At 50.2% G+C, this 13175-nt stretch carries 13 protein-coding genes; 3 read left to right on the top strand and 10 right to left on the bottom strand.

From position 1 onward, the window contains the following. Positions 1-93: 93 nt before the first annotated feature. A complete protein-coding gene (locus ACYVIY_RS02305) occupies positions 94-414 on the bottom strand; it encodes a DUF3276 family protein (protein ID WP_460974638.1) in 321 nt (106 codons plus the stop codon). Between the two features lie 272 nt (positions 415-686). On the opposite strand from ACYVIY_RS02305, the gene ACYVIY_RS02310 reads away from it, so the two are divergent. After that, on the top strand, positions 687-1127 hold the full coding sequence (locus tag ACYVIY_RS02310; RefSeq protein ID WP_460974639.1) for a septal ring lytic transglycosylase RlpA family protein: 441 nt from the start codon (positions 687-689) through the stop codon (positions 1125-1127). A gap of 141 nt (positions 1128-1268) precedes the next feature. Then, the gene (locus ACYVIY_RS02315) at positions 1269-2180 is read left to right on the top strand and encodes a DUF58 domain-containing protein (RefSeq protein ID WP_460974640.1); all 912 of its coding nucleotides are present in this window, start codon (positions 1269-1271) and stop codon (positions 2178-2180) included. Positions 2181-2194: 14 nt separating this feature from the next. Here the strand turns inward: ACYVIY_RS02315 and ACYVIY_RS02320 are convergent, their stop codons facing one another. Both ACYVIY_RS02320 and ACYVIY_RS02325 read right to left on the bottom strand, forming a co-directional pair. Beyond that, a complete protein-coding gene (locus ACYVIY_RS02320) occupies positions 2195-2740 on the bottom strand; it encodes a hypothetical protein (RefSeq protein ID WP_460974641.1) in 546 nt (181 codons plus the stop codon). 117 nt (positions 2741-2857) lie between these two features. Next, complete coding sequence (locus tag ACYVIY_RS02325; protein ID WP_460974642.1) at positions 2858-4357, bottom strand: DUF4369 domain-containing protein; 1500 nt, start codon at positions 4355-4357, stop codon at positions 2858-2860. A gap of 98 nt (positions 4358-4455) precedes the next feature. Here ACYVIY_RS02325 and ACYVIY_RS02330 point away from each other — a divergent pair, with 98 nt between their 5' ends. Further along, entirely contained in the window at positions 4456-5250 is a 795-nt protein-coding gene (locus ACYVIY_RS02330; protein ID WP_460974643.1) for a YdcF family protein, read from the top strand. Positions 5251-5317: 67 nt separating this feature from the next. On the opposite strand, the gene pfkA is transcribed toward ACYVIY_RS02330, so the two are convergent. The 7 genes from pfkA to pseI all read right to left on the bottom strand — a co-directional run bounded on the left by pfkA (position 5318) and on the right by pseI (position 13101). Continuing rightward, positions 5318-6292, bottom strand: a complete 975-nt coding sequence (pfkA, locus tag ACYVIY_RS02335) for a 6-phosphofructokinase (protein WP_460974644.1) — start codon at positions 6290-6292, stop codon at positions 5318-5320. Positions 6293-6535: 243 nt separating this feature from the next. After that, complete coding sequence (locus tag ACYVIY_RS02340) at positions 6536-7291, bottom strand: glycosyltransferase family 2 protein (protein ID WP_460974645.1); 756 nt, start codon at positions 7289-7291, stop codon at positions 6536-6538. A 54-nt stretch (positions 7292-7345) separates the two neighbouring features. Then, a complete protein-coding gene (locus tag ACYVIY_RS02345) occupies positions 7346-8635 on the bottom strand; it encodes a glycosyltransferase family 4 protein (protein WP_460974647.1) in 1290 nt (429 codons plus the stop codon). Further along, complete coding sequence (locus tag ACYVIY_RS02350; protein ID WP_460974648.1) at positions 8632-9603, bottom strand: hypothetical protein; 972 nt, start codon at positions 9601-9603, stop codon at positions 8632-8634. The genes ACYVIY_RS02345 and ACYVIY_RS02350 overlap by 4 nt, the downstream gene beginning before the upstream one ends. A gap of 95 nt (positions 9604-9698) precedes the next feature. Next, entirely contained in the window at positions 9699-10508 is an 810-nt protein-coding gene (locus ACYVIY_RS02355; protein ID WP_460974649.1) for an FkbM family methyltransferase, read from the bottom strand. 9 nt (positions 10509-10517) lie between these two features. Beyond that, positions 10518-12020, bottom strand: a complete 1503-nt coding sequence (locus ACYVIY_RS02360; RefSeq protein WP_460975139.1) for a lipopolysaccharide biosynthesis protein — start codon at positions 12018-12020, stop codon at positions 10518-10520. Next, on the bottom strand, positions 12007-13101 hold the full coding sequence (gene pseI / locus ACYVIY_RS02365) for a pseudaminic acid synthase (RefSeq protein ID WP_460974650.1): 1095 nt from the start codon (positions 13099-13101) through the stop codon (positions 12007-12009). The genes ACYVIY_RS02360 and pseI overlap by 14 nt, the downstream gene beginning before the upstream one ends. Between the last annotated feature and the right edge of the window lie 74 nt (positions 13102-13175).

Here is a 13175-nt window from a genome sequence, read left to right on the forward strand (position 1 = left end):
AAGGGGCCGGAGGCTGAGGGTTTCGGCAATAAGGTTCTTGTTTTAGAGCCGGTAAGAAATGAATAAGGTAAAGTCAGTTCATACGTATATCGATTACTCCCATTTCAACTCATTCGCAAAATCGTCCTGTTCGTCGCGCTGAACAAACTGGGAAAAATCAACTTCGGGCATTAACTCAGATTTGACGTGATCGACGGTTTCCTGCAAGGCTTCAATGAACTTGTCGAAGTCTTCTTTGTAAAGAAACATCTTATGTTTTTCGTACACAAACCCGTCGCCCTGCGGGTGGCGTCGGCTTTCGGTAATGGTGAGATAATAGTCGTTGGCACGAGTGGATTTAACGTCAAAAAAGTACGTTCGTTTACCAGCCCTAACCCGCCTAGAATAGATTTTCTCTCGTTCTCTTTCTTCCACAATCAGTGAGGTTTAGTACGTTCACAACTGCTAAAGTACGGGCTAAGGATTAAGAACAAAAAGAATGAGCATAAATATATTAGGGGGTAAAATAACCCCATTTTCAGGTAGAGTTGTGGAGGCCGTTCCACAGTTTTTTCGATAATTGCTTGGTTCTTAAGGCCATTCATTATATATTTGCTATACAGGAATTGCACTTTTTGGGGACGGGCGGTATGTGTGTGTTAACGGGCATACCCTCCGTCTATTTTTTTCACGTAACCAAAAGCTGTATGAGTTTAATCATGTCCCTTATGCTATTTTTTGGTGGCATAAAACCGGCGGAGGCCCTTCCAGGCCTCATACAGAAAGGCAAAGCGTCTTTTTATTCCAAGAAGTTCAATGGTCGTAAGACCGCTTATGGTGAACGAGTCAGCGCCGAAGCGCTCGCAGGAGCCCACCGCTCCCTACCGCTAAACACACTGGTAGAAGTCACAAATCTCGATAACCAACGATCCGTAATTGTACGAATCAATGATCGGGGACCTTTTTCGAAGGGCCGCGTTATCGATCTCACCCACGCAGCTGCCCAAACTCTCGGTATGGTTTCGAGAGGAGTTGCCAATGTTTCTCTGCGGGTTGTTGGCAAAGGACGCGAATTAGCGTTTGCCCCCGCTGCTTCGGTTTTCACTACCCCTGCCGACTATCAACCGCTGATGGAGCCGGTATTGTAGCCTAACCGCGTAAATTCAACCGAACCGTTCGACACCCCCTTTCTGCAATTCCTGGCTGGGGTATCGAACGGTTCACTTTTTTAGGGCAAAAGTCTTAACTTTGAGTAAGCCCATACAGACTGGTTTACTAACGTTGATCGCATGAAACAATCCTTGAATTTAGGTCAGGTACGTTCCTTTGGAAACGTCGAATTCCTGGCCCGCCAACTGGTCGAAGGCTTCATCACGGGCTTACATAAATCACCCTTCCACGGCTTTTCGGTTGAGTTCGCCGAGCACCGTCTGTACAATACCGGCGAAACGACGCGCCACATCGATTGGAAAGTGTATGGCAAAACCGAAAAGCTGTTTGTCAAACGCTATGAAGAAGAAACCAATCTGCGCTGCCATATCATGATCGATACGTCCTCGTCGATGTATTATCCAGAAGCGAATTATGGCAAAATGACCTTCAGCGTGATGGCGGCTGCTTGCCTGGCTTATATGCTCCAGCGTCAGAAAGATGCGGTAAGCTTAACCACTTTCGCCGATACCGTCGATTTGCAGACACCGACGAAATCGACGCCCTCGCACGTACATAAGCTATTTACGCACCTGGATCAAATGATGCAGCAGCCAAAGCCCTTACGGAAGACGTCGGCCGCCGATGTAATTCACGAAGTGGCAGAGAAGATCAACAAGCGGTCGCTGGTGATCATTTTCAGCGATATGTTCGATAATTCCGAGAAATCCGACGCGTTGTTTTCGGCCTTACAGCACCTGCGCCACAATTTGCACGAAGTGTTACTTTTCCACGTAACGGATAAGAAAACCGAGGAAGATTTTGCGTTCGATGAGCGTCCGTATGAGTTTATCGATCTGGAGACGGGCGAGAAGGTGAAGCTTCAGCCGGGGCAGGTGCGCGATACGTATCAGCAGGCGGTAAAGTCGTATTTTCAGGAATTGAAAATGCGCTGCGGTCAGTACAAGATCGACTTTATCGAAGCGGACATCGCTCAGGGATTCGACCAGATCCTGACGGCTTACCTGGTGAAGCGTACCAAGATGAAGTAGCCGGTTTGAGCGATTTATTCAGGCTCGATGATGTCTCTCGAATCATACCCATCGCTTGTCTGTAGCCAAACTTCCTTGCCGTTCTCTACCTCAAAGGTCCACGTTAACGATCCATGAACGAGGAGATGCTTCTCAACAATATACTTACCTACTCGCTTCGGAGCAGAGAATTGGTTGGGTAGTACGGGACGTAGACAAACCAGTAAGTTATGGAAGCTTGTCGGGTCTTTGATGTTAATTACACGCTCAAGTCCGGCATTTGCCTGAAATACCAGAACTCGGTTTTGCCATTGCCCCCAATTATCAGTAGGATGAGCCGTTAGGAACTCGAAGGTAAGCAGCTCGCTCAGTTGGTACACGTACGCATTGGTACGTCTGTCCACACGAACGGAAATAACTTTATTCGGTACGTAATGAACGTAACTGGTCAGGTTTCTTTCCAGCACTTTATCCAATATCGTGATCTGTTGTAACGGAACAGACATCCGTTGGCCGTAAGCCGAAGCGGTCACATAAACCAGGAAGAGGAATATCTGTAAGCAGGCAGTTTTATCCTTCATAAAGCAGTGATTTTACATAAGGGGGCGTCCCATTGAAAAATCCACACGAAGGTTGTCATAAACAGCAAAGGGCGTTTACTCAACGCCCTTTGCTGTTTATGAACTACGAAATTACGCCTACTTTTTCACGCTTGCTTTTACGTTGGCTGGCGCAACGGCGGGCTTTTTAACGGCTGCATTACCGGCCTGCTGGCGCTTGTGGAACAGCATAAAGTCTTCGAGTTGTTCAACCGGAAGCTTGCGGGCAATGATCTTTTTATCTTTATCCAGCATGTAGATGGTTGGCGTGGTCCAGACATCGTACTGCTTCCGGTAATTTGTTCGTAAGTTATAATCGTAGCCGTTGATGGCCTTTCCTAACTTAAACTCCCGGATAAACTTCTTCCATTCTTCGGGACTCTGCTCAACGGCAATGGCGACCACTTCGGCACCTTTGCCTTTATAATCGTCAACAAACTTTTTGAGTTTGGGCGCACTTTCCCGGCAGTGACCGCAGTGCGGGTCATAAAAATACACGACGGTGTAATCGGCCTTGATGTTGGAAAAGGCGATCGGCCGACGTAACGTATCACTAACGCTCGGCGCGGCCAGCACTTTACCAACCAGCGTTGGCTTGAGCGTTGCTACCCGCTCGCCAATTTTCTGGATGGTCGAAGAGTCCGTAATGGGCATGACCCCGGTAGCGTAGTATTTTTCGAACATGTGCACAAACAATCCATCGGTACCCATCACCTTCGGCTGCTCATACTGGCTGGTGATATAATAAATGGAGTACGACAGAACTTCCTGGTTCTTACCCGCCTTGGCCTTACCCACAATAAAATCAGCCTCTTTAATGAGCGAATCAGGATTCTGTACGGTAAGCTCTTTCAGGTACCGGTCGAGTTTTTGCTGCAAGAAAGGCGTCCGTACGAATCGCTCGTCGGCAAAGTCGAAGTCGTCCCAGAAATGGCTTTTGTAATAGTTGAATACCCAGATCGAGTCGGGCCGACCGTTAGCGGCTTTCGGTGCGGTGGGTACCTCCGGCTCGGCTGCCGTTTTCAGCAGTTTAACCGCAAAAGAACCCGCGTTCTGGTTCAGAAACTGATTTCGTTGGTCCTGAGCGAGTTTCTGCAGATCGCCCATCTTTTTATCGACCAGGGCCATCGAGGCCGCATCGTTGCGCACCTTTTTCTCCAGGTTTAGCGCGCGGGCTTCGCCGTTCAATTTTTCGAGCTGTTGCTGGTACGCGTAAAACAGCTCGTTGTCTTTAGAGCCCGTCACTTTCATGTGCTTAACAATACCAGACGTATCGGTCTGAAACGAGAACTGCTGATTGGCGTCAGGAATCAGAAACTGGAGGTAGCCATTCTTGGGCGTTACCACAAGGTACAGTCCCGTCGGTAACGTCTTTGAGCCTTCAAACACCATGTTCCCCTCGTGGTCAAGGCGGGCAGTATCTTTTGGGATGTACTGGGTAGCACCGAAATAATGGGCCAGCACACAGGTCGTATCTTTTAAGCCTTTGATACGGCCGGTGATCTTGAAACCGTTGGCTGGGGCTGGCGTAGCTGACTGTGTCCAGGCAGTTGACACCATAAGCAGGCTAGACAGAACAGCTAAAAAGAGATTCTTCATACAAGTAGAGACGTATCTTCGCGGCAGAATAGTTACAAATTTACGGGATTCACGGGTAAGTTCTTGTCTACAAAACGCTTGCCAGCCCGACATAGTCTATGTTTTATTTCTTTTCTAAAACACTCAACTACCTAATTACCCCAGCGGGCTGGTTAGTCGTTACGTTACTGGTAGCGTTTTTTACGAAAAAAGCGGTTCGGCGACGTCGATTGATTGGCGTCGCATTCGGTGTTTTCTGGATCTGCGGCAACGGGTTCCTGACCAATGAACTGGCCTTGTGGTGGGAGTATCCGCCAGCCGTTAAACCCACGGATTCTACGGCGACCGTGGCTGTTTTGTTAACCGGGGGCATGATCAACGTAATGAAAGACGTACCTGCACAGGGGCCGTCGGATACGCGGTACGTGCTGGACCGGGAAGCCGACCGGGCGGGGCAGGCGCTTTACCTGTATAAAACCGGGGCCGTGCGAAAAATTCTGATCAGCGGAGGCAATGGTAACCTTCCGATGCAAAGCAAAAGCGTGAGCGACGAAGGGCAGATGACGGCTAAATTTCTCTTAACAGCCGGAGTTCCACCCGCTGATATCGTCTTTGAAAACAGATCCCGCAATACGCACGAAAACGCGGCCTTCACCGCCCCCATCCTACGTACTAAATTCGGCACAACGAAGTGCGTACTGGTTACGTCGGCCTGGCACATGCGTCGGGCCGTAGCTTGCTTCGAAAAAGCTGGCGTTACCGTGGTTCCGTTTCCGGGCGGTTATCTCAGCGGTAAACGGTCGTTTGTGCCCGGAGAATGGCTGCTGCCGAACGAACAGGCGTTTGCCGACGCATATTTTCTGCTGAAAGAACTCGTTGGGTACGTAGTGTATAAGGTGGTCGGGTATGCCTGAGAACCGGGACGAAGGGAAACCCGATGTTCCCCCTTCGTCCCGGTTCTTATACTACGTCTTGTTTTCGTTAGACCGAGAGGATTTTCACCATGCGCAGCAAATCTTCGTTGATGGGCTTGGGCAGGCGAATGGTATCTTTAAAAGGCGTGTAGACGAGCTCATTATTAACAACACCCGCCATTACGTTTTTCTCGCCGTTCATAAGGCCTTCTAAAGCGCCTAATCCTAGGCGGCTGGCCAGAATCCGGTCGTAGGCCGTTGGGATACCGCCCCGCTGAATGTGTCCTAACGTAGTGACGCGCATATCAATCTCCGATTCAACCTGCTGGCGAATCTTCTCAGAAATCTCGGTGGCGTTACCTTCTTCTTCTCCTTCCGCGACAACGATGATGGACGACGATTTCTGACGACTCCAGCCCGATTTCAGCGTTTCTACAACTTCTGAAATCGGAGTTAATACTTCCGGCACCATCACCAGTTCGGCTCCTCCGGCAATACCCGACTGAATGGCAATGTATCCTGAATCGCGGCCCATCACTTCAATAAAAAAGATACGGTCGTGTGAATCGGCCGTGTCCCGAATTTTGTCGATGGCTTCCAACGCGGTGTTTACGGCCGTATCGAAGCCAATCGTATAATCTGTACCGTACAGGTCATTATCAATCGTACCGGGAGCGCCTACGGTTGGGATGCCATATTCATCGTAGAACAGTGTAGCACCAGTGAACGTACCGTTACCACCAATAGCGATCAGCCCTTCGATACCAAACTTTTGAAGCTGTTCGTGCGCCTTGGCACGGCCTTCGGATGTCATAAACTCTTTACTGCGGGCCGACTTTAAAATTGTACCTCCGCGCTGAACGATGTTGCTCACCGAATGCGAAGACATCTGAAAAATATCGCCGTTTATCATGCCGCTGTACCCTCGGCGGATACCGAAAACTTCAAGACCGTGATAGACCGCCCCCCGGACCACAGCCCGGATGCAGGCGTTCATACCCGGCGCGTCACCACCCGAGGTAAAAACAGCTATTCGTTTCATAGGTTACGTCAATTTTTTAAGGAAATTTCACAAAAAGGGGCCGGGTTCGGCGGAATAAACCCTGCAAATTTATCCCATTTCCCAATCTAAAGGCATCAATCATTTAATTATCCCGTTCGTTTCATGCAAAATTCATAAATCGACAAAATCCAGAGAAGCTGTTCACCGACAGAAGTCAGTGTGAATGTCTGCCTTAAAAGGGGTACTTACGCGAACGGGTGCGGTTATTCGTATTAAATTAGGTTAGCTAACTCCACTGCCGTTTTTAAATTGCCACGCTCGCCAGATGATTTGCACGTGGTTAACTAAGGTTGGCAGTAAGCCAAAATGGGTCGTTAATACCTTGAATCGGTCCGCCAGCGACTGGCGATGCTGCTGAACGGAGAGCCCACCAACGAGGTACTTACACAGAATAAAGTCTACATACTCAATTTGCCGGGCAGCTTTCAAGCAGCGGATCTCCCAATCCAGATCCGCGCTGAGATTATCAGTTGGGTAATCAGGCGCAATGGTACGTTTCGCAACGAAGGCCTGGTGACAAACTTTCATGCCCAGCGCCATATCGCGCCAACTCAAGTGTTCAGGCAACGTATGAGGTGTAACCTGACTACGTAAACCTACCGGATCACCGTTTTCCTCTACAAACAGTGCGTCGCTATAATAGACATCCGACTGCGTGGTTTGAATTCGCGCTAGTAGGTTAGGTAATGTGTCTGAACTGTAAAGCTCATCACCGGCGTTCATGAACCAGACGTAGTTGCCGGTGGCCATGTGCAACCCTTTATTCATCGCATCGTAGAGGCCTTTGTCGGGTTCGGAAATCCAACGCGTGATGCTTTTTTCGTATTTCCTGATAATATCCAGCGTACCATCCTTCGAGGCTCCATCAACTACAATGTATTCGAAGTCGGTCACTGGTTGGGCGACGACACTCTGAATCGTGCGCTCCAGGAATCGCTCGGCATTGTACGTAATGGTGATGATGGATACGGTTGGCATGTTCAATGAGTGAAAGGGCGAAAGAGTGAAAGAGTGAATAGAACAAGCGCTCTTTCACTCTTTCGCCATTTCGCTCATTAATTCTTTGTAAAGCTCAACGTGTTTCTGCGCAACAACTTCTTCGGAAAAACGGGCTTCGGCTGATTGTCGGGCGTTTTGGCGTAGGGTTTCCGGTGCAGAATGATTCAGAACAAAGGCTAGCCCATCGGCCAATTCCTGCGCTGATCCGACGCTGGCCAGATAGCCGTTTTCCTGGTGGTCGATCATTTCGGGAATACCGCCCGTACGAAAGCCCACGACCGGCGTTCCGCAAGCTAATGACTCAATGACCGTATTGGGCAGATTGTCTTCTAAAGACGGTACAATCATCGCGTCGGCTGCGTTATAAGCCGCAACAATGTCTTCCTGACTGGTTAAAACACCAAGGTGACGTACCGTGTAGGGCAGTTCATCGAACAGATAGCTTCGCCCTTTTCCGAATATCAGAATTTCAGGGTTTAAGCCGGGCTGTTGTTGGTGCAATTGCTTTAATGATTCGGCAAAGTACCGAAAGCCTTTACGCGCATCCGTTACGTTCGCGCTGCCGAACAGAAACCGGGGCTGGTCGGTGTCTGGAATCTCCAGACGGGCGTTTGCATCTGCCCGGTCGATAGGCGCAAACGTCTGCTTGTCAATGGCGTAGGGGATCACGCTAAATGGAAATGTACATAGTAACGAGCTACGCAACCCCTCGTCAGCCAGCCAACGACTAGGCGGGGTGAAATGAACGGTAGCATCTTTGAAGAGCTGTGTCTTTTGCTCAAAGATCCGGTACGATAAATCGGTAGCATGCGGCTTTTTCAGGTACGGACAGTCGTGACAGTGCCTCAGAAAGTGGTCGCAGCCGCGTGAGTAATGGCAGCCACCCGTAAAGGCCCATTGGTCGTGTAAAGTCCAGACAATGGGTTTGCCGAGCGAAAACAAGGCACGTAGTCCGTCGATGGAAAGAAAGCCAAAGTTAATCCAATGCAGATGCAGTATGTCGGCTTGCCGGATGGCATCGTGATACGTTAAACCTGCACCGAAAGCCGCTGGCGAAAACTGAAATCTGACCGAGTGATCACGCTCATAGGGCAGAAAATAAAGACGTTCGGCCACAAATCGACCGAACGCCAGTTGTTCAGATAACAGGTTGCCTGCCAGATACGTAACACCGGGGGCGGGCTGGTGCTTTTCCTGTCGATTCGACGTGCCGATGAGCATCGTGCTGTCAACTCCTTGTTTGAGCAGCGCCGTATGTAGCCGAGTTGCCGCGACAGCTGCCCCGCCGAAAAGGTGATAGGTGCTCAGGTGCGTAACTCTCACCGGCCAAGGACTTGATTAAACTTCTTGACGACTTCGGGCCAGAAGCCAATACCCCAAACGCGCCCCCAAATCCGCCGACGGGAATACCGCTCCATCTCCGTAAAGATCGGATCGGTAAAGCGAGCTTTCGCCTTTTGAGTTAAGATCAAGGCGAATCCGTGCTGCTTAAGCGTCGTGGCGAACACCCAGCCCAATAGAACGTTACGTTGGGTAAGCGTATCCTCATCGGCAAACCGGTTCAGGTACGTCATTTCACCCCAGACGGCGCTGTTTTTGAGTGAGAATAAGACAAACTTCTTGAGCAACGGCTGTGTCGTGAAGCTGTCCAGCAAAGCGGGCGTAATACGTGGCGAACCCTTTGGCAAGAGCTCGGCAAGCCAGTGGCTACCGGTTTCTTCCATGTATTGCAACACTTGGTAGAGCTTATCTTCTCCATCGTAAATGGAGGCAATACCGGGCTCAAACTCGGCGGTTAGCACCCGTCGGGCGCGGTCGTTGCCAAGGTTACGGAACAGCCGGAGATCGGTACCCTGCGAGTCGGTTTTAAACCAGTCGACCTGACCAATGTTCAGGCTGTCAAGCGTCGAGCGAAGACTACGTGTCTTTAACTGAACCACCTTGGTCGGCTCAAATTTTGGGGCAAAAGCGTACTCCTGAATCAGATCGGGCCGTGGCTTGAGCAGACTAGAGCAGTGGGGTGAGACAGTGAGGTAGAAATCAGCGGTTTCAGTTTCGGTCTCTGCCGAACGCGGCCCGGTAACGATGTGATTGAACGTGTATAGTTTCCGAAAATGACTTGATTCGCTTTCGACGTAACCGAAATCGCGGTCGTCGGCGTCAAAGGCAATACAGACCGAATACTTGGCGAATGGCTTCCAGCGGGTATGTAATTGCCCCGAAGCGCCAATATCCACCAATACAGGCGGTTCGGTCTGAAACTCAGGGCGGCTTAAAATCTTGTCAATCATTGAAAGAATGGCATTAAATAGTCACTGGTTGTCATTGATGGTGAGCCCTTGTTTGCTGGCAATGCCAACCAACGACCACTTAATGTCAATAATGACTACGTTCTGTACGCAAAAATAGTCAATTGCAGGTCCATGACTGTATTGCCACGATACTGACGATTCACGAGTGGTTTAGTGCGATGCTGAGCCGTGTCAACGTAATAGCGGAAGCCACTGTCGGTCAGAATTTGCAACAGCTGAGGCAGAGTCTGAGGTTGACCAATGTAGGCGTGGTACTCGACAAACAGGTTCTGCACATGGGCTAAGGCGTCGCGGCAATCGTCGAGGACGGGTATTTCGGCCCCTTCAATATCAATCTTGAGCATGTCGATGCGTAACTCCTGCAAGAGCACATCGCGAAGCCGTACCGAGGGAACCCGGTGAACGTTAGTGGCAACGAAAACCGACGACACATCATCACCAGCGCTGCCGAAGTCGACGCCCAAGTCATCGGTCCAAACCGCTTTTTCTACAACTTCTACGTTGGTTACGCCATTGGTCGCCAGATTGCTACGTAGCGTTTTGGCGGTTTCGCCATCAGCCTCATACGCTACAATTTTAGCGTTGGGGTAGTGGCGGCTGAAATACACAACGCTCGTACCAATATTCGACCCGCAGTCGATAATAACAGGCTTCGGCGAAGTTGTTGGAAAGGCATAGCTTTCGTCGACAAAAATTTCTTTCACCTGCCAGAAGAACATCAGGCTATCGGGCGTCCGGAAGCGCAGACCGTTGTAGGTAAGCGTCGTCGATTGATTCCGTTGTATACCGCCATCCGTTACCAATAACCACAGGAATTTTCGACCGTTAGCGCTGCTAAGGAGCCGGTAGGCATCAGTGAAGAGGAAAGAAAATAATGTTTTCACGGGCGCAAGTTACGGACTAACAGACTTACGGCGGTTCATCCAGGCACCTAACACGAGCTGATTAATATCCGGCGAAATTTTCAGGAAATAAACCAATGCGCCAAAAGCGAGCGTAATGAACGCTGAACGCAGGGCTACGTCCAGGCCAACCCGCCACAGATTACCCGACAGATAAGGAGCCTGTACCGCAGCAACCCACACCAGCAAACCAATGGCGATAACCGCTACATTACGCCAGGTGAAGGGTTGCAGGCCAAATTTAAACCAGACAAATCCAGTCCGGGCGATATTGAACAACGCGGTAGCAATGGCCGCACCGATGGCCGCACCTTCCAGGCCAAAAACAGGGATCAGCGCTCGGGTCGTTAGAATGGTGACGACCACCATCAAAATAAAAAAAAGCGAGTCGTAGGCGTAGTAGCGCGACGTAGCCAGAATTGTACCGTTGACTCCGGTAGCCATGTCAATTAACTTGCCTAACCCAATCCACAAAATAACGTAGTAGCCAGCTTCGTAGCCTTTGGGCAGGACCTCAAACACACTGGGAAGATTCGCGGCAATGCCGATAAATACTAACGTTCCTATAACCAGTTGGCTCAGGCAGCTTTTGCGGTAAATACTGGCGATGTTGTTGAGGTCATTGGTCTTCCAGGAGTCAGCAATCACCACAGTTGATACTTTATACAGCATAGTGGCGGGCGCTGCTATTACCGTTCCAAAGTTGGCGCTGATGCTGTAAATACCCGTCTGGGCCAGACCGAGCGCGTCGTTCACCATGTATTTGTCGATGTGCAGAATCACCTGGGAAGAAAGTCCCGTCAGAAGAGTCAGCGCAGCGTAACGAAACAGCTCCCGGCGCAATTCCGGTGTTAGTTGTAAGTGTTTAACGTCGAGCGTAAAATGTCCATCGCGAATCACTTTCACGAGCATTAACGCTGTCTGTGCAAAATACGACCCCATCCACAAAATCAGCAGCGTTGGAAACGTAATCAAGCCCGCCCAGTATATGACTACGGCAAAAAGAAACAGCAGACGCTGCAAAAACTGCTGTAGAAACGTTCCCGTTACGCTGTCGTAAAGCAGTTTGGCGTAGTTGTCAAAAAGGTTAAAGAATAGTGTGAAAAAGGTGAATGGTATCAGCAGGTAATAATACTGAACAAATAAGGCCGATTTCTGGGCGTTTTCGGCAACGATATACGGCCGAAAGAGCAAAAGCAGCAACACACTTAATCCGAAGCCAACCAGCGATACAACGGTGGCCAGCAGCAGAAACCCTCCGTGGCCACGCTCATAATCGCGGAAATACGGAAAATAGCGTCCACCCGCGCCGTTAATGCCCAGATTTGAGAACTGCGTAAGAATGATGGATAGCGCAATTAACAAGCCGATCAGACCATTCTGGTCGGGGGTAAGAATTTTAGGCAGCAGCAGGCCCATCGTCACAAATCCGATGACGATGCCGGCGTACGTAAAAATCGTTCCCTGAATCGTTTGCCGCTTAATGATCCCCATCCGCAGCGAAAACAGCAGTTGATGAAACGAGATCCCAACGTAAGGCTGTACCTGCCGGAATGTCCTGCGTAGCCGTTTGGCCGAGAATGTCGTCGTAGTAGCGCGTGTGCAAACCGTTCGCCGGACGAATGCTACGTACGTTGTCAGCCGTGAGTAACTCACCGGCTTTAACATCCTTCACTACGTACAGCGACCGTTTGAATTGCAGGCTCTTTTCTTCTTTCGGCGTAAGCGTATAACTTACCTGCCCCATGGCTAAACGTGCTCGTTCGGTTTCAATAACCAGGCTTTTTAACTCTTCGGGTTCCAGAGAAAAGGCGGAATCAACCCCACCATCGGCCCGACGTAACGTAAAGTGCTTCTCAATCACTACGGCCCCAAGGGCCACAGCCGCTACCGATGCACCGATGCCCATCGTATGATCGGAGAGGCCTACAGGGACGTCGAACAATTGCCGCATGTGCGGAATGGTGAGCAGGTTCGTGGTTTCGGGCGTAGCCGGATACGTACTTGTGCATTTGAGCAGAATCAGCTCTGTACAGCCGTGCGCCCGTAACACCTTTACCGACTCGTCGAGGTCAGCGACTGACGCAACGCCCGTACTCATGATCACCGGTTTGCCCGTTTGCGCTACTTTTTTGAGCAGAATATGATCCGTGTTCTCGAACGAAGCAATCTTGTACAACGGTACGTTGAGCGACTCCAGGAAGTCAACGGCGGTTGTATCGAAAGGTGAGCTAAAGGCAAGCATGCCGTGTTGCCGGGCTCGCTCAAAAATTGGGGCATGCCACTCCCAGGGCGTGTACGCCTGTTCGTAGAGCTTATACAGGTTCTTATCGGCCCAGAGCGACTTCGCATCGCGGATGTAAAACTCTTCCGATGCTCCGTTGAACGTAATGGTATCGGGCGTGTAGGTCTGGAGCTTAAGGGCGTGAGCACCCGCTTCGGCCGCGGCATCGACAAGTTCAAGCGCCCGGTCAAGTGACTGGTTATGATTACCCGACATCTCGGCAATAATAAACGGCCGATGCGCCGGGCTAATGGTATAATTGGCAACCTGAATCGGTTGAGAATGCGTCATTGGCGATAATCCAAAATGGTGGCGTTCACACAAAAATAAAACTGTTCAACGCACCAAACCAGTCGAAAGGTTTC

This window comes from Spirosoma knui (assembly GCF_054780635.1).

Coding starts and splice junctions, on each gene's coding strand:
- ACYVIY_RS02310 (WP_460974639.1), top strand. CDS start 687: ATGAGTTTAATCATGTCCCTTATGCTATTTTTTGGTGGCATAAAACCG.
- ACYVIY_RS02315 (WP_460974640.1), top strand. CDS start 1,269: ATGAAACAATCCTTGAATTTAGGTCAGGTACGTTCCTTTGGAAACGTC.
- ACYVIY_RS02320 (WP_460974641.1), bottom strand. CDS start 2,740: ATGAAGGATAAAACTGCCTGCTTACAGATATTCCTCTTCCTGGTTTAT.
- ACYVIY_RS02325 (WP_460974642.1), bottom strand. CDS start 4,357: ATGAAGAATCTCTTTTTAGCTGTTCTGTCTAGCCTGCTTATGGTGTCA.
- ACYVIY_RS02330 (WP_460974643.1), top strand. CDS start 4,456: ATGTTTTATTTCTTTTCTAAAACACTCAACTACCTAATTACCCCAGCG.
- pfkA (WP_460974644.1), bottom strand. CDS start 6,292: ATGAAACGAATAGCTGTTTTTACCTCGGGTGGTGACGCGCCGGGTATG.
- ACYVIY_RS02340 (WP_460974645.1), bottom strand. CDS start 7,291: ATGCCAACCGTATCCATCATCACCATTACGTACAATGCCGAGCGATTC.
- ACYVIY_RS02350 (WP_460974648.1), bottom strand. CDS start 9,603: ATGATTGACAAGATTTTAAGCCGCCCTGAGTTTCAGACCGAACCGCCT.
- ACYVIY_RS02360 (WP_460975139.1), bottom strand. CDS start 12,020: ATGGGGATCATTAAGCGGCAAACGATTCAGGGAACGATTTTTACGTAC.
- pseI (WP_460974650.1), bottom strand. CDS start 13,101: ATGACGCATTCTCAACCGATTCAGGTTGCCAATTATACCATTAGCCCG.